15 protein-coding genes and 1 tRNA gene are annotated in these 16,351 nt (G+C 65.9%); 9 read left to right on the forward strand and 7 right to left on the reverse strand.

Translation table 11 applies throughout. From position 1 onward, the window contains the following. Positions 1-103 precede the first annotated feature (103 nt). Positions 104-178 (reverse strand) — tRNA-Cys (locus tag AC066Y_RS19400). Positions 179-202: 24 nt separating this feature from the next. After that, positions 203-1,543 (reverse strand): RtcB family protein, encoded by a 1,341-nt coding sequence (locus tag AC066Y_RS19405; RefSeq protein WP_478275281.1) that lies wholly within the window; start codon positions 1,541-1,543, stop codon positions 203-205. A gap of 665 nt (positions 1,544-2,208) precedes the next feature. Here AC066Y_RS19405 and AC066Y_RS19410 point away from each other — a divergent pair. Further along, positions 2,209-3,426, forward strand: coding sequence for an MFS transporter (locus AC066Y_RS19410; protein ID WP_478275282.1), 1,218 nt, complete (start codon positions 2,209-2,211; stop codon positions 3,424-3,426). Between the two features lie 28 nt (positions 3,427-3,454). Here AC066Y_RS19410 and AC066Y_RS19415 read toward each other — a convergent pair whose 3' ends face one another. Together AC066Y_RS19415 and AC066Y_RS19420 are read right to left on the reverse strand one after the other, a co-directional pair. Continuing rightward, positions 3,455-4,099: a Vgb family protein gene (locus AC066Y_RS19415; protein WP_092113305.1), complete on the reverse strand. Its 645-nt coding sequence runs from the start codon at positions 4,097-4,099 to the stop codon at positions 3,455-3,457. Between the two features lie 28 nt (positions 4,100-4,127). Next, positions 4,128-5,348 carry a helix-turn-helix domain-containing protein gene (locus tag AC066Y_RS19420; protein WP_478275283.1) on the reverse strand — a complete coding sequence of 407 codons (1,221 nt, stop codon included), beginning with the start codon at positions 5,346-5,348 and terminating at the stop codon, positions 4,128-4,130. A 152-nt stretch (positions 5,349-5,500) separates the two neighbouring features. Between AC066Y_RS19420 and AC066Y_RS19425 the strand changes: the two genes are divergently transcribed. Beyond that, positions 5,501-5,689 carry a hypothetical protein gene (locus AC066Y_RS19425; RefSeq protein WP_229172537.1) on the forward strand — a complete coding sequence of 63 codons (189 nt, stop codon included), beginning with the start codon at positions 5,501-5,503 and terminating at the stop codon, positions 5,687-5,689. Positions 5,690-5,694: 5 nt separating this feature from the next. Here the strand turns inward: AC066Y_RS19425 and AC066Y_RS19430 are convergent, their stop codons facing one another. Continuing rightward, a complete protein-coding gene (locus AC066Y_RS19430; RefSeq protein ID WP_478275284.1) occupies positions 5,695-6,786 on the reverse strand; it encodes an adenylate/guanylate cyclase domain-containing protein in 1,092 nt (363 codons plus the stop codon). 77 nt (positions 6,787-6,863) lie between these two features. Between AC066Y_RS19430 and AC066Y_RS19435 the strand changes: the two genes are divergently transcribed. Together AC066Y_RS19435 and AC066Y_RS19440 are read left to right on the forward strand one after the other, a co-directional pair. Next, positions 6,864-7,322 carry an SRPBCC family protein gene (locus AC066Y_RS19435; RefSeq protein WP_478275285.1) on the forward strand — a complete coding sequence of 153 codons (459 nt, stop codon included), beginning with the start codon at positions 6,864-6,866 and terminating at the stop codon, positions 7,320-7,322. A 156-nt stretch (positions 7,323-7,478) separates the two neighbouring features. Beyond that, the gene (locus tag AC066Y_RS19440; protein WP_478275329.1) at positions 7,479-10,823 is read left to right on the forward strand and encodes a DEAD/DEAH box helicase; all 3,345 of its coding nucleotides are present in this window, start codon (positions 7,479-7,481) and stop codon (positions 10,821-10,823) included. A gap of 46 nt (positions 10,824-10,869) precedes the next feature. Here AC066Y_RS19440 and AC066Y_RS19445 read toward each other — a convergent pair whose 3' ends face one another. Next, positions 10,870-11,511 carry an HD domain-containing protein gene (locus AC066Y_RS19445; RefSeq protein ID WP_478275286.1) on the reverse strand — a complete coding sequence of 214 codons (642 nt, stop codon included), beginning with the start codon at positions 11,509-11,511 and terminating at the stop codon, positions 10,870-10,872. Between the two features lie 225 nt (positions 11,512-11,736). On the opposite strand from AC066Y_RS19445, the gene AC066Y_RS19450 reads away from it, so the two are divergent. Both AC066Y_RS19450 and AC066Y_RS19455 read left to right on the forward strand, forming a co-directional pair. Next, positions 11,737-12,702 carry a GlxA family transcriptional regulator gene (locus AC066Y_RS19450; protein ID WP_478275287.1) on the forward strand — a complete coding sequence of 322 codons (966 nt, stop codon included), beginning with the start codon at positions 11,737-11,739 and terminating at the stop codon, positions 12,700-12,702. Between the two features lie 83 nt (positions 12,703-12,785). Further along, complete coding sequence (locus AC066Y_RS19455; protein WP_478275288.1) at positions 12,786-13,352, forward strand: histidine phosphatase family protein; 567 nt, start codon at positions 12,786-12,788, stop codon at positions 13,350-13,352. Positions 13,353-13,373: 21 nt separating this feature from the next. On the opposite strand, the gene AC066Y_RS19460 is transcribed toward AC066Y_RS19455, so the two are convergent. Continuing rightward, positions 13,374-13,727, reverse strand: coding sequence for an MmcQ/YjbR family DNA-binding protein (locus AC066Y_RS19460; RefSeq protein WP_478275289.1), 354 nt, complete (start codon positions 13,725-13,727; stop codon positions 13,374-13,376). Positions 13,728-14,215: 488 nt separating this feature from the next. On the opposite strand from AC066Y_RS19460, the gene AC066Y_RS19465 reads away from it, so the two are divergent. From AC066Y_RS19465 to AC066Y_RS19475, 3 genes are all read left to right on the forward strand, one after another. Beyond that, positions 14,216-14,836: a PadR family transcriptional regulator gene (locus AC066Y_RS19465; protein ID WP_478275330.1), complete on the forward strand. Its 621-nt coding sequence runs from the start codon at positions 14,216-14,218 to the stop codon at positions 14,834-14,836. A 23-nt stretch (positions 14,837-14,859) separates the two neighbouring features. Next, on the forward strand, positions 14,860-15,510 hold the full coding sequence (locus tag AC066Y_RS19470; protein WP_478275290.1) for an O-methyltransferase: 651 nt from the start codon (positions 14,860-14,862) through the stop codon (positions 15,508-15,510). Between the two features lie 121 nt (positions 15,511-15,631). Further along, positions 15,632-16,327 carry a GNAT family N-acetyltransferase gene (locus tag AC066Y_RS19475; protein WP_478275291.1) on the forward strand — a complete coding sequence of 232 codons (696 nt, stop codon included), beginning with the start codon at positions 15,632-15,634 and terminating at the stop codon, positions 16,325-16,327. Positions 16,328-16,351 lie beyond the last annotated feature (24 nt).

The following is a 16,351-nucleotide window of genomic DNA, read 5'->3' on the forward strand; positions in this document are numbered from 1 at the left end:
GTCGCGGAACGTCTGACGGCACTCGCATGTCTGGGGGATTGCCCGGAGATCGCTCGACGGGCGCGATCAGGTTAGCGTTCGCGGCGAGCGCAGGCAACATTGCTGGAGGTGCGGGCCGGAATCGAACCGGCTCATCGCGGTTTTGCAGACCGCAGCGTTCCCATTTCGCCACCGCACCCGAGCGAGGCGCGTACGCCTCGCCTTAATCCTTGAACGGATCGAACTCGCCTTCGCCCGCCATGGCCACGGCAAACGGCCGCAGCGTGTGCAGCACCTTCACCGTTCCGGCATGCCGGGCAAGCACCTCCGGCAGGCGCCGATAGGCCATCGGGCTTTCATCGAGATCGGCGCCAACCAGCGTGACGCCGCGCTCGTTGAGCCAGCAGTCCATCTCCTCGCGCGTGAAGCGGCGCTTGGCTTCGTTGCGGCCGAACCGCCGGCCGGCGCCGTGCACCGTCGAGTAGAGCGAGGCCTTCGCCTCCGGACTATCGACGCCCTCGAGAATGACGGCATCATCGCCCATCGACCCGCCGACAAATCCCCGCTGGCCGGGGAACGCCGGCGTCGCGCCCTTGCGCACCACCCACAAATCCCTGCCATCATGCGTTTCTCGCCAGGCATAGTTGTGGTGGTTGTGCACGGAATCGGTGACCTTGCCGCCGATGATCTGGCGGACACGGTCCACGACCCACTCGCGGCCCGCATAGGAATAGCGCCCGGCGAGCTGCATCGCGGCGATGTAGCGGCGCCCGAGTTCGGAATCCTCGTCGACGATGGCAGGCGGAACGTTCATTCCGTCCTTGCCGCCGGCGGCCTTGAGGTAGCGGGTCGCGCTGGTGTGCCCGAGCCCGCGGCTTCCGAAGTGAACGCCGATCCAGACGAAGCCGGCCTCGTCGCGCATCAGGTCGACATAGTGGTTGCCGGAGCCGACGGTGCCGAGCTGGCCGATCGCCTTCTGCCGGTAAGCCTCCATGTCGCTTTCGCGCCAGGCGTCGCCATCGTCGAACAGCGCGTGCTCGACCTTCTCGACGTTCTTCCGGCCGATGCCAAACGAGATCACCTTGGCAACGTCGCGGATGATGGTCGGGACAGTCGCGCGGATGTCGTCGAAGCGCACATCGAGCCGCGCGGCCATGTTGCCGCAGCCGATGTCGAAGCCGACGCCGGAGATGCTGATCTGCTTCTCGTAGGCGATCACGCCGCCGACGGGCTGGGCGTAGCCGAGATGGCCATCCGCGCAGATCACGCCGGACACGACGTTGCCGACCGCCATGCAGTTACGCATCTGCTTGATGGTCGCCGGATCATGCTCGCCGAACACCTTCAGCGGCGCGTTCTTGAAGCGCTCCTCTTGCGGGCGCAGCATCGCAATCTCCGCCGAGGCCGCATCGGCTTCGCGCGCAAGCTTCTCCTTGCGAGCGGCATCGCGATACAGACACCAGGCCGGCTGGCCACGGCCTTCGCCGACGCGGGAATCCGGATCGATGCCCGCGGCGAGGCAGAGTTCGCGGGCGCGCTCCTGGTAGGGATCAGGTCGTCGCATTGTGTTGGCTCCTGCTGAATCCGGATCAGCCGCGCGCACTCCGCACGGCCATTCGGGATTTGTCGCTTTTGGTGTTCGGACCAAGCCGCGCGTGGGCAACAAAAAACCCTCCGAAGCGGCTGGCTCGGGAGGGTCCGTGAAGTACGGATTGTCGATCGCGCCTAAGCGAGACCGCTCCCATGAACCGGGCATGCGCAGACGATCGGCCGTAGACTGGCTGACAGTCGGCGGATCCGTTCGTATCCTTGCTGCGGTATCGGTTGCATCGCTTCGCTCGCATAGGTTCGCCAACGTAGCGCTCGCGAGGGCCGCCGAAATACGCCTGCAACCTCTGAATGTCAAGTGGCGGCGGCGCCGATCTCGATGCAAGGTGACGCAAGCGGGGTGTGCTTGACGAATTCTTCAGCGCCGCGCCGATAGACTCGATCAAGCATGGTTGCATCCTGCTCAAAGGGAAGCCGCACATGGCATCACGCAGGTTCGGCCACTCGGCGTGATCGCGCCCGCAGCCCGGATGCAGTTTGGCTGGTCGCTGACGGTAGCCCGGGTATCGCGATAGTGGCCCGCCACGCTCGCAAAAAAGTGAGCCAGGGCGATCGTCTGCTGTCGGTTTCACCCAGGTCCGTTCGTCTTCCAGACAGAACGCACTGCATGGGAGTTCCGGAATGACCAATTCAGCCTATCGCTGGGTGATCGTCGCGGCCGGCGGCCTGCTTGGCTGCGTCGCGATCGGCGGCATGTTTTCGCTGCCGGTGTTCCTGCAGCCGATGGCGCGGGAGACCGGCTGGTCGGTGACCGGCATCTCCAGCGCAATGACGATCGGCTTCCTCGCAATGGCCTTCACCAGCATGATCTGGGGCACGCTGTCTGACCGTTTCGGGCCGCTTCCGGTGGTGCTGACCGGATCGGTCGTGCTGGCGGCAAGCCTCGCGCTGGCAAGCCAGGCACCGTCGCTGCTGGCATTTCAGTTTCTCTTCGGCGCGCTGGTCGGCGCGGCAACGGCCGCGATCTTCGCCCCGATGATGGCCTGCGTCACCGGCTGGTTCGACACCCATCGCAGTCTTGCCGTCTCGCTGGTGTCGGCCGGCATGGGCATGGCGCCGATGACGATGTCGCCGCTCGCGGCCTGGCTGATCTCCAACCACGACTGGCGGACGTCGATGCTGATCGTCTCAGGCGTGGTCGGCGCGATCATGATCCCGGTCTCGCTCCTGGTCCGACGCCCGCCGGCGCTGCAAGGCGGCCACGCTGAAGCGGCGAGCACGAATGGCGAGCCGTCGATGTCGCTGGCGCAGGCGCTGCGCTCGCCGCAATTCATCATCCTGATCGCGACCAATTTCTTCTGCTGCGCCACCCATTCGGGGCCGATCATCCACACGGTGAGCTACGCGGTCACCTGCGGCATCCCGATGGTCGCCGCGGTGACGATCTACAGCGTGGAGGGGCTCGCCGGGATGGGTGGCCGCATCGCCTTCGGCCTGCTCGGCGACCGTTTCGGCGCCAAGCGCGTGCTGGTGCTGGGGCTGCTGGCGCAGGCGTTCGGCGCGCTCGGCTATGTCTTCGTGCGCGAGCTGGCCGCATTCTACGCGGTCGCGGCAATCTTCGGCTTCATCTATGCCGGCACCATGCCGCTGTACTCCGTGCTGATCCGCGAGAATTTCCCGCTGCGGATGATGGGCACCGTGATCGGCGGCACCGCGATGGCCGGCAGCCTCGGCATGGCGACCGGTCCCTTGGCCGGCGGCCTGATCTACGACACCTTTGCGAGCTATACGTGGCTCTATGTCGGCTCCTGGGCCGTCGGCCTCGGCGCGTTCCTGATCATGATGACCTTCCGGCCGATTCCGGCGGCGCGGCCAGCGGCGGTGCCCGCGCCGGCGTAAGTCCGGTGCGCGCGTGAAGTCATTTGCTTCACGCGCGGCTGCGCTTCGGCCGCCGGATGGCGCGCACCTTGTTGTTGGTCGAGCCGCTGCCGCAAAAGAACCGGTCCTTGCCGTCGGACTCAAGCCCGGAGACGAACACGCCTTGCGGCATCTCGAGCCGTTCCATCACCTCGCCGGTTTGCGGATCGATGCGCCGGACGTCGCTCTGATCCTCTTCCCAGGTGCCGTGCCAGAGTTCGCCATCGACCCAGGAGACGCCGGTGACGAACCGGTTGCTTTCGATGGTGCGCAAGACCTTGCCGGTGTCCGGATCGACCTGAACGATGGTACGATCGCGATACTGGCCGACCCACAGCGAGCCTTCCGCCCAGGCAAGACCGGAGTCGCGGCCGCCGCCGGGTGAGGGGATCGTCGACACCACGCGTCCGCTGTTCGGCTCGATCTTCAGGATACGGTCCTCGGCGATCTGATAGAGGTGCTTGCCGTCGAAGGCGGTGCCGGCATGGGCCGCGATGTCGAGGGTGCGGGTGGTATTGCCGCTGTCGGGATCGAAGGCGACCAACCGGCCGCCGGCCGCGAACCAGACCTGCTCGCCGTCGAAGCTGACGCCGCCCACGCTCTCGACGCCTTCGAAGGCATATTCCCGGATGATCTCGGCCTCGGACTTCTTCATGCGGCGCTCCTGTGATTGCGGCCTGATTCTAGCCGTTCGGCAGCGGGGCAGGGAGTAACAACGTCGTCGTGAATCCCGGCACCGGGGGCGTCATCCAGCGCCTTGCGCGGGCGCGGCCGACCGACTGCACCTTGCCCGTGGCGGCCAGGGCGTCGAGCGCGCGCTGCACGGTGCGCTGGCTCGCGCCCAGCGCCACCGACAGCGCCGAGCTCGACCAGGCCTCGCCGTCGGCGAGGAACGCCAGCACCGCCGCGTGCTCCTCCTCGACCGGCAGCGCCAGCACGGTGACCTCGCGGCGGCCATGCGGCTCCAGCACGAAGCCGTCAGGCGTCGCGCTGAGATCGGCGAGCGGCAGCAAGGCCCGCCGCAGTCGTCCGATCTCGACCCGCAGCCGCGCACGGTGCGATTCATCGGCATGCTTGCCGCGAAACGCGCGTGCGATCAGCGTGCCGCGCGACACGTCCTGCGGCCACGCTTCGCCGAGCGCACGGGCGAGCGCGAACAGCACCGGCCGCCGCGTCAGCGGGACCGTGGTCCAGGAAGCACGCACGACGTAGCGGCAGGCATCGACGACGAGCGCCTTCGATCCCATCAGGGCCTCGACCTCCGCGAGCAGCAGCGGGCGCTCATGGCCGCGCGCGATCAGGCGCGCGACCGGCGTGGCGAGCAGGTTCGCGGTGCTTTCGACCTCGGCCGCAAGCTCGGCGATGCCGGCGCGGCGCGCGGCATCCCTTGCCCGTGCAAGGGCCTCGCGCGCCGGCTTCGTCCGCAGCCGCCGCATCGCGATCCCGGCGACGACCAGTTCATGTCCGACCCGCAGCGCCGGCGGGAAGGGTGCCGGGTCGAGGTCTTCAAGCATGCGTTCGGCCGCATCAAGGCTCCCGATCAGCAGCAGCCGGCGGATCTCGAGATAGCCGGCATGCGCGGCGTTGAGCGCGTCGCCACGCGCCGCGAGCGTCGCGCGCGCCGCAGCAAGGCTCTTGCTCGGAAACGAAAGGTCGCGCGACACCAGCGCGATCTCCGCTTCAGCCACCACGCAGCGCGCCCGCGCGATGGCTTCACGCGGACCGAAGGCGCGGCCCGCGCGCCGCAACAGCTCCTTGGCGCGGGTGAAATCGCCGAGCCGGGCCATCGCGATGCCGCGCAGCGCCAGCGCCGGCGCATCGTCGCGCAGGGCTACCCGTTTCAGTGCGCCGAGGGGATCACCCGCCGCGAGCGCGCGCGCCGCAGCCGTAATCAGCGAGTCCATTCGAATCCCGACACACTTGTCACTCTCGTCCTCCGAGGCCCGGTCCTAACCTAGCACATGACGACATGGATCATCTCCAGAGAGGTCGAATGATGACCGGAATCGAGACACATGAGGATTGGTTGAAAGGCCGGTTCGGCGGCCGCGGTGCCATGGTCGCGCGCTGGCTGTCGCTGGCGGCGGCGCCGACCTTCGCCGTGATGGCGCTGGTGGCCGCGCTGGCGCCGGCCGACATGATCTGCGGCGCCATGCAGGGGCCGCTCTCGCTGCAGGGGATGGTCCCGATGTACGCGCTGATGAGCGCATTTCATCTGGCGCCGTGGTTGCGCCTGTTCCGATGACCGGCTCATCCCTCCGGCAGGGTGAAGACCGCGCAGGGCCGTGCGATACCGCGCAGCTCATGGGTGCCGAGCGCGACCAGTGGCGTCTCGGTCTCGGCGGCAAGCGCGCCCGACACCAGCACGGTCTGCTCCAGCGGCTTGCACAGGCCTTCCAGCCGGCTGACCAGATTGACCGCGGCGCCGATCGCGGTGAAGTCGAGGCGGTCGGCGGCGCCGATATTGCCCCAATGTACCTCGCCGAGATGCAGCGCCACGCCGAATGGCAGTGGCGGCAGGCCGTGCTTGCACCGCTCGGTATCGAGATGCGCCATGCCGACGCGGGCCGCCGACACCGCGCGCAATGCTGCCTCGCATGCGCTGCGCGCGCTGGTCGTGACCGGAAAGATCGCGAGCAGCCCGTCGCCGATGAATTTCAACACCTCGCCGCCGAAGGCGTGGATCGCGCCGGCGATGCGGTCGAACCAGGCGTCGAGTGCGGCGATCACCTCGGCCGGCGGGTGGCTTTCGGAGAGCGCGGTGAAGCCGCGCAGATCGGCAAACAGCAGCGCCGCCCGGATGGTTTCACCGGTGTTGCGCCGCAACGGCGATGCCAGGACGCGCGCGGCGCTGCGCCGGCCGAGATAGGCTTCAAGCGCCGCCGTCAATGTCGCGCGCGCCGCCAGCGCGGCGAGCGGTGCGGCCGTGAAGCGCGCCGCCTCGCGCAATTGATCCGCCTCGGCCGGCGTGAAGGCACGGGTCCCGATCCAGCCGAGGGTCGGGCCATCCGGCCGCGTTCCGATGGTGTCCTCGTGGATCGGGCCGGGCGCGAGGCTATTGAGCCAGCGCCGGCCGGCATCGCCGGATCCGACCATATCGGGCATCGCAAAGGGTTGTTCCGGCGCGAAGCCGAGCGCCTCGATCACCTCGCCATTGCCGGCGCGCCACAGCCAGGTGCGCCGGGCGATCAACGGGTGCGGAACTTCGAGCGTCAGCGCGCCGCCGGCAAGCGGCAGGCCATCCGTGATAAGGTGGCGACCCAGGTCCGCCAGCAACCGGTTGGCGCCCGCGGTCTCGGCGGCGGCGTCGACCAGCCAGCTCAACGTCGAGGACAATCGCATCACCCCATCATGGGGTTGATGCGCCACCCTTGTCACGAATTATCCCTGAAGACCCACCGTCAATGGAGGAAGGATCGATGACTGAAGCCTTCATCGTTCAACGCGAGATCCAGATCGCGGCGCCGCCCGCAACCGTGTTCGCCTTCCTGACCGATCCGCAGAAGATCGTGAGCTGGATGGGGCTCGAGGCCGAGACCGAGCTGCATCCCGGCGGACTCTATCTGCTCAAGGGCGTCTCCGGCGATCTGTCGCGGGCGGCACGCGGCGCATTTCGCGAGGTCGTGCCGGTGCATCGTCTCGCCTACAGTTTCGGCTGGGAGGGCGGCGCCGAGGTCCCTCCGGGATCGAGCCTGATCGAGATCGACCTGATCAACAAGGACAGCGGCACGCTGTTGCGGATGACCCATAGCGGCCTGCCGAACGCCGAGCAGTGCGCGAGCCATAGCAAGGGTTGGACGCACTACCTTGCCAGGCTCGCGCTCGTGGCCGCCGGTCGCGATCCTGGGCCGGACCGCGGTCCGGCGCACGGCAGTTAGACTGCGGGCGTCCGCCGACCGCAATGTGCCGCGGCCGGCGACAAAGGAAGGTGTGGAAGCAGGGCAGGCACTCGTCGATGCCGTTTGGCCGACATATTCCGCCTGCTAATGGTGGATTGTCCCGGCGCCGCCACGTTCCTGAAACCGCAATCCTTGATGCCCGACGTTCCGAACCTTTCCGAGCGACTGAAACAGAAGGACATCCTCGGCTTCTTCAGCCGGTCGGCTGTGGACAAGGCCTTTGCCTACCGTGCTCAGGGCCGTGTCTCGGCGTTGGTGGTCAGTCCGGATCTCACCCGCGTGCAGGCGCAGGTAAGCGGAACCGAACGCAAGCCCTATCAGGTCGATATCGAGCTGGAGTTCGACGGCAATCGACTGGTCGACGTCGACGGCGATTGCACCTGTCCAATGGCCGTGAACTGCAAGCACGTTGCCGCGACGCTCTTTGAAGCCTTGCATTCGCCTGTACGGCCGACCGGCGTGGCACTGCAGCAGCCGCGAAGCGCCGCGGGCAACGGGCAGTCGCGGCCTGACGCGGTGCTGCCCTACCAAATCGCGGAATGGATCGAGACGGTCGGCCGGTCGATGCGGAACACGGAATATCCGCACGATGTCACACAGCGGTTGCTTTACTACCTGCAGCCCGAGGGGGTAGGGGGTGGTGGTACCCCCTGCATGGATGTGTCGCTGGTATCCGTTAAGATCCTGAAGACCGGCGAGTTCGGCAGCAAGGTGTCGCAGCCATCCTTGAACGAATTTTCGGTCGACCGTGCTCCGAAATATTACCTTGGTTCCGACATCGACATCCTTATCAGGTTGTCCAGCGAGTATCGGTCCGGCCATACGTTCGGCCGACGCACCTATTCGGCTGATGTCCTGAAACAGGTCGTCGCGACGGGGCGGGCGTTCTGGCGCGATCACAGCGGTGCGCCGCTGCAATGGGGCGGTCCGCGCAACGGTCGCATCGCGTGGCGTCAGGTCACCAGGGACGGCATTGCTCCGCTGCTGATCGTCGAGGGCGCAACGGCGCTGAATGCCGAGCCGCCGGTCTACGTCGACGCCGCCGCCGGATTGATCGGGCCGATCACGTTGAATCTTCCGGAGCGGCTGAGCAGCCGGCTTCTGTTGGCTCCAGCCATCCCGCATGCCCATGTCGCGCAAGTCGTGCAACGCCTTGGCCAGAAGTTACCGAGCCTGGATCACAGCTGGTTGCCCGCGCCGCCGGCCGCCGCCACCAAGATCGACACGGACCCAAAGCCGGTGCTTCGTTTGATGTCGGGGCGCAAGGCGGCTCATGCCTACTACTACTATGGCGACGGTACGCCCGACCGCGTGCCGGTGGCCCGCCTCAGCTTCCGCTACGGCCCGGTCGAAATCGAACGGTCGGAAAGCGCCCACCGGGTGGAGCTGTTCCGGGACGGAATCCTCTACGTCGTCACGCGACGCAAGACCAAAGAGAAGGAGATGACTGCACGACTAACCAGTCTCGGCCTGGTCGAAGTGAGATCGGCCTTCCTGCAGCTTGATCTCGCGCATGCGTATGATCTGACCTTCGCGCAGTCGACCGATTGGCTCGACTTCCTCAATGTTGATGCGGCCAATTTGCAGGCGGCCGGTCTCGAAATCCGCATCGACGACGATTTCCCGTACCGGCTCGCGACCTCATCCGGGGTGTTCGATGCCGACTTCGAGAGCAGCGGTATCGACTGGTTCGAGCTTGCGCTCGGGATCGAGATCGACGGCGAGCGCCGCGATCTCGCCCCGCTCGTGGCGGCGCTGGTATCGCAACCCGGATTTGCGCCCGAGACGGTCAAGCAACTCGCGGAGGATGGCGATAGCGTCTACCTGCCGTTGGCTGACGGCCGCTATCTGGCGCTGGCGGCCGATCGCTTCCTTCCGCTTGTATTGGCGCTCCATAGCCTTACTCTGAGCGGAACCTTCGTCGCTACCTCGGGAAAGTTCCGGCTGTCGCGCGCACAGATCGTGCCGCTGCTCGGTCTCGAAGCCGATCACTTCGTCTTTAGAGGAGCAGATAGTCTTCGCCGCATGGCAGGGTTGCTCGGCGCCCGCGGATTGCCTGATCCGGTCCTGCCACCCGATTTCAATGCGGCCTTGAGGCATTATCAGACACAGGGCGTGGCTTGGCTCGACCTGCTCAGGGAAAGCGGCTTGGGCGGCGTGCTGGCGGACGACATGGGATTGGGCAAGACCGTCCAGATCTTGGCGTTGCTGGCGCTGGAGAAGGCGCGCGGTCATCTGACGGATCCTGCGATCGTCGTCGCTCCCACAAGCCTGATGACCAACTGGTTCAACGAGGCGCGCAAGTTCACGCCAGGCTTGAAGGTTCTCGTCCTGCACGGTCCCGACCGCAGGCAAAGTTTCGAAGCGATCGGCGATCACGATCTTGTTCTGACGACCTATCCGCTGATCGCGCGCGATCACGAGGTGCTGCTGGCGCGTGAATGGCACATCGCGGTACTGGACGAGGCTCAGACCGTCAAGAATTCCAACGCGGTGACGACGCGGCGGCTCCAGGACATCCGTGCGCGGCATCGCTTCTGCCTGACCGGCACGCCGATGGAAAATCATCTCGGCGAACTCTGGTCGATCATGAGCTTTGCCATCCCGGGATATCTCGGCGATCGGGCGGCGTTCGCGCGCAACTGGCGGACGCCGATCGAGAAGCGTGCCGACGTCGGACGCGCACGGGCGCTGACGCAGCGCATCCGCCCGTTTTTGCTGCGGCGGACCAAGCACGAGGTGGCCGCCGAGTTGCCGCCGAAGAGCGAGTTCACCGAAAGGGTCGTTCTCGAAGGCAACCAGCGGGAACTCTACGATGCCATCCGTCTGTCGATGTCAGAGAAGGTCCGCAAGGCGATCCGGGAGCGCGGCCTGGCCAAGAGCCATATTGTTGTGCTCGAAGCCCTTCTCAGGATGCGTCAGGCCTGCTGCGACCCTGCGCTGCTGAACCTCGACGACGGCGTCAAGCGTCCGTCTGCAAAGCTCGATCGGCTGATGGAGATGATCGAGGAACTCCTGAGCGAGAAGCGCAAGATCATCGTATTCTCGCAGTTCACCTCCATGCTGGCATTGATCCGCAAGCGCTGCGACGCGCTCGCCATCAGGTACAACGTGCTGACCGGCGAAACGAAGGACCGCAGGCGCGCGATCGAGGAGTTTCAGGACGGCGTCACCGACCTGTTCCTGATCAGCCTGAAGGCCGGTGGCGTCGGACTCAACCTGACCGCCGCAGACACCGTGATCATCTTCGATCCCTGGTGGAATCCCGCAGTCGAGGAGCAGGCGATCGACCGTGCTCATCGCATCGGGCAGGACAAGGCCGTTTTTGTCTATCGGCTGGTGGCTACCGGTACGATCGAAGAGAAGATGGACGAACTCAAGGCCCGCAAGCGCGCGCTGGCCGACAGCATTTTCGATTCGCAAGGACGCATCGGCGCCGCGCTCACGGAAGAGGACGTCCGGGCATTGTTCGCGGATTGAGCATGGCTTCGTCCCGGCTGATGAGGGCCAGGGCGGGCGGCTCATTTCACGTCGGCCATTTCGAGCCGAGGATGATCGAGCAGAAGTTCACCCGTGTGTAAGTCATGTCCTTCAGCGCCAGCACGTCGGCCTTGACGTTGCCGAAGGTGGTCAGCGGCTTCTTGATGGTGCCGGCCGCGAAATGATCGATGATGTTCTCCTTGAAGTTCGCCTCGCGCGGATGATGCGCGCAGACATGGTCGCGGTGCTCGTGCGAGAAGTCGTCATAGGCGATGCCGAGCACGTCCATCTCGACGCCGGCGGTGACCAGCGCGATGGTCGGACGCATATGCTCGGGGATGCCGGGCGTGGTGTGCAGCGCGATCGAGGCCCAGACGTCCTCGATGTCGCGCTCGGCGACGCCGTAGCCCTTGAGGAAGTCGCGTGCGGCGTTGGCGCCGTCGACCTCGAAGCGCAGATCGGGGCTCGCATGTTCGGCGGTGAGGCCCATGTCGTGGAACATGGCGCCGATATAGAGCAGCTCGGGATCGAACTTCAGCTTGCGGCGATTGCCGGTGAGCGCGCCCCAGAAGAACACGCGGCGGCTGTGATTATAGAGCAGGTCGTCCTCGGTATCGCGGACCAGCTGGGTCGCGGCGCGGGCCATGGCGCTGTCGGGTACACGGATGCCGGCGATGATCTCGGTCATTTCAAGACGCTCCTCGATATGGCAAGACGATACCGTGGCGTGCGAAACACGCGGGGCGCGCCAGCGCTCGTCTCTACGGTGTGTTCGGATCGCCTCGTGGCGTGATCCGTGGTGTGCTTGTCGCCCGTCTTGGCCTGATCCCGCAACGATCGTGCGCCGCCGGATCGGGCCAACGAGACATCGTTTCGCGCCACAGGCAAGGAAAGGCTGGGGCAGGGAGAAGGCATGGCGGTTCAGAAGGTCGCGATCGCGATTCACGAAGGGGTTCAGGCACTCGATATCGCGGGCCCCGTCGACGTGTTCGCGGAGACCAACGGTTTTGTCGCTGATGGCGACGGCTATGAGACGGTGCTGGTCGGCACCAGCCGCGAACCGCTGCGCGCATCGAACGGCATGAAGATATCAGCCGACCTCAGTTTCGATGAGGCAGACGAGAAATTCGACATCCTGCTGGTTGCCGGCGGACCGGCGTTGCCCGATACCAAGCCGGATCCGGCGCTGACGCAGTGGCTGCGCGGGGCGCCCGCGCGCGCCGAGCTCTACGGTTCGATCTGCACCGGTGCCTTCGCGCTCGGCCATGCCGGGCTGCTCGACGGGCACAAGGTGACGACGCATTGGCAGAACGCGCAGCTTCTGGCGGCGTGCTTCCCGGCCGCCGAGGTGATCTTCGACCGGATCTATATTCGTGACGGCAGACTGATGACTTCTGCCGGCGTGACCGCGGGCATCGATCTCGGTCTCGCGCTGGTCGCCGAGCGTCATGGGCCGCAGGTCGCGGTCGCGGTGGCCAAGCGGCTGGTCGTGGTGGCGCAACGCCAGGGCGGCCAGTCGCAGTTCAGCCCCTATCTCACCGCGCCGGTCGACGAGGATTCGCCGATCGCGCGCGCGCAGGCGCATGTCATGCAGTGTGTCGGCGAGCGCCACACCCTGCAAACGCTGGCCGAGGCCGTCGGCATGAGCGTGCGCAGTTTCGGCCGCGCCTTCGCGCAAGAGACCGGCCTCACGCCGCATGAATTCGTCGAACGCGCGCGGGTCGACGCCGCGCGCCGGCTGCTCGAGGGCTCGGACCGGCCGCTGAAGGCGGTTGCGTTCGATTGCGGGTTCGGCTCGGCCGACCGCATGCGCATCGTGTTCAGCGAGCGGCTCGGCGTGTCGCCAGCGCAGTACCGGTCGAGTTTTCGCAAATTGTGACGCTGTTCATGAAGGGGAGTATGCCGCCAGCTTAGGATCGAAATTGCCCTTGCCAGCAACACATCTTCGCCCGAGAGGACGCCATGGACGCACTCACGCTCTTCATCATCCGTCACGCCGAAAAGCCTGATGATGGCTGGCCGGGGCCCAGCTTCACCGCGGACGGTGTGCCCGATACCGAGTTGCTTGTCCTGCGCGGCTGGCAACGCGCCGGCGCATGGACCGTGTTGTTTGGCAGCGACGTCGCCAGCGGCGACTATGCCAAGCCTGACGCGATCTATGCCGCGACGCCCGGCACCACGCCCAACCGGGGGCCGAGCAGCCGTCCCGCTGAGACGATCTCGGCGCTGGCGGCGCGTCTTGGCGCGACGCCCAACGAAGGTTTTGGCAAAGGTGATGAGCCGGCGCTGGTCAAGGCGCTGCTGGCGCTGAACGGCGTCGTGCTGCTGTGCTGGGAGCACAAGGCGATCATCGCCGACGTCCTTCCGTTGATACCAGTCAGCAGGGGCAAGCCGCCCACCAAATGGGAGAGCAGCCGGTTCGACGTCGTACTGCGCTTCCATCGCGCCAAGGGCGACGACAAGTTCGCCTTCAAGGAGCTGTTTCCGAAATTGCTGTCGGGCGATTCCGACGAGCCGCTGGGTGGCTGAACCGCGCTGCGGCTCGGCCCATCAATCGAGCCCGAGCGCCTCGCGCGATTTGCGCGTCAGCTTCGCGGCGATCAGCGCATGCGCCTGATCGAGATAGGCCTTGAGCTCGGCGTCGGGCAGGACGTCGTTGCCGATCAATTGCACCCATTTGGCACGCGCCAGATACGGCGCCGGCCGCGCGAGCTCCTGCTCGATCAGAAGCTGATAGGCCATGTTCGAGGTCTTGAACATGAAGCCGCCGGTGCTCGCGATGAAGCCGCCGGCCAGCGCGAACATCTTGCCGCCGACCTTGAACACCGACGTGCCTTCCCATTGCACCACCTTGGTGGCGGCGGGCAGGCGCAGGCAATGAGCTTCGAAGGTCTTGGGGCGCATGAATCGCGGGGTTGAGTGGAATGTTCACCCTCAGCGTCGCATATTTACGACATGGGCAATACCCTTCCGAATTGGCTTAGCAACATCACCGCAGCGCGCGTCGTGATGTATTGCATTGTACTTCTGATGGCGGCGCTCTTCCTCTACGGCCTCGTCAGGTTTCCAGATGCTCCGCTGCACGTGTGCGCCAGCGGATATTGTGGAAAGCAGGGCCAACCACATACGCTCGCCGAGTACAGCGACTTCAAGGCCTGGGAGCGGACGTTCATCATCTGTTGGCCTATCGGTATGATCGCCCTGTATCTCCTCCAACGTTGGACGAGGGGCGGCAGTGATCGCTCACGAACCCTAAGGACCTAAAGCAAGTCTCCAAGCTGCCGACCCGGCTGGGGGCGGGAGCCACTCACGAAAATGTGGGTTGCCGCCGTTTCATCTGTAGATATATCGTAAGATATGTTTTCAGTAAGGAATGACCAATGAGACGATCGATGTTTGGCGGCCGGGACGATGACGGATTCCGGTTTGGGTTCTTCGCCATGGGACGGCACGGCCGGGGCGGCCATCGCTTCGGCCGTGGTGGCCATGGTTTCTTCGGGCGGGGTGGCGGCGGCGACTTTCCGGGATCGCGGCGGCTCTCGTCGCAGGACCTGCAGCTCGTCATCCTGGCGCTGCTCGGCGAGCAGGCGGCGCATGGCTACGAGTTGATCAAGAAAATCGAGGAGCGGTCGGACGGCTTCTACAGCCCGAGCCCGGGCGTGATCTATCCGGCGCTGACCTTCCTCGAGGAGATCGGCCACGCCAGCGTTACCCAGGATGCGGCGCGCAAGCTCTACAGCATCACCGAGCAGGGCAAGGCGCATCTCGCCGAGAACCGCGCTACCGCTGACACCATTCTCGAGGCGCTGTCGCGGATCGGCGGCCGCATGGAGGAGGTGCGCGAAGCCTTCGCCGGCGTGAGCGATCTCGATGGCGAATCCTCCGACGACGTGCACCGCGCCCGTCACGCCCTGAAGAGCGCGCTGCGCCAGAAGCGCGGCTGCGATGCCGCCGAGGCGCGCCGCATCGCGAAAATCCTCGACCGCGCCGCCGCTGAAATCTTGCAGCAATGACGCAGCCGCAAGGGAGACCCTTCATGTACAACGCTGAACCGCACAGCGCGATTGCCGACGCCCGCGTCGCTGCCGTCATCGCGCGCCTGCAGGCCACGCGCCGCAGGCCGGCCGCCGGCGGTCCGCGCGGCAATCCGACGATGAGCCGCGATCCGCTCGACTATGCAGAACAGGGCTTCTCGATCCATCCGGAGCAGGGCGAGCTGATCTATCTGCTGTGCCGCGGCCTGCGCGCCAAACGCGTCGCGGAGTTCGCGACGTCGGTCGGAATGTCGACGCTGTATTTCGCCGCTGCGCTGCGCGACAATGGCGGCGGCACCGTGATCGGCTCGGAGATCGTGCCGGCCAAGGTAGCAACCGCGAAGCGCAATCTCGCCGAGGCCGGCCTTGCCGACTATGCCGAGATCCGCGAGGGCGATGCGCGCCAGACGCTGCGCGATCTCGGGGGGCCCGTGGACTTCATCCTGATCGACGGCTGGCCCGGCGAGAAGGGACCGACACTCGCCCGCCAGGTGATCGAGATCGTTGCTCCGCAGCTTCGCGTCGGTGGCTATGTCATGAACGACAATGCCGAGGCGGATTTTCTGGAGTTCGTGCGCGATCCCAAAAATGGCTTTGTGTCGATCACGCTGCCGCTCAAGGGCGGTACCGAGCTCTGCCTGAAGGTCGCCTAAGGATCGGTTCGGCACGGCGAAATCCTGCTGGCGTGATTGTGAGCCGCAACGACATCACGCCACGCTGGATTTTTTCGGCGCTTCTTGCTCTGTTCTAGGAAAATCAGGAGCGAAGCGCCGCATGTCCGAAGTCCCGCCGATCCATCCGCTTGATCGCCCAATCTGGAGCGCGCTGACCACGAGGCAACGAGGCCTCGCGGAAGGCGGCGCCGAGGCAAGGCGCTTTCCGGTCGCGATCGCACCCTTCGCCGACATGGTCGACATGTCGGCCAATAGTTTTGCCGCGCTCGGCGCACTGCTGTCGGGACCTGATATCGCGGTACTGTTCACGCCCGATCCGGTCACGGTGCCGCCGAAGTTCAAGGTGCTGCTGGCCGAGACCGGCGAGCAGATGATCGGCCCGCCGGCGGAGTTTTCTCTGCCCGGCGTCGAGATCGTCACGCTCGGCGCCGACGAAGTTCCCGCGATGATGGCGCTGACGGAAATGACAAAACCCGGACCGTTCAGCGCGCGCACGCATGAGCTCGGCACCTTCCTCGGCATTCGCGTTGGCGGCGAGCTGGTCGCGATGACCGGGGAACGGATGAAGCCCGGGAATTACACCGAGATGACCGCGGTCTGCGTGCATCCGGACCATCGCGGCCGCGGCTATGCGCAGGCGCTGCTGTCGGCGGTCGGCCGCCAGATCGTGGCGCGCGGCGAGATTCCGTTCCTCCACGTCTTCACCAGCAACGTCTCGGCGATCGCGCTCTACCGCCGCCAGGGCATGAAGGTCCGCCGCCGTCTGCACATCACGGTGCTGCAGAATCAGGGGTAGGGCAAAGTCGGGGAATGGCGCTAA

This window comes from Bradyrhizobium sp. USDA3010 (assembly GCF_056429065.1).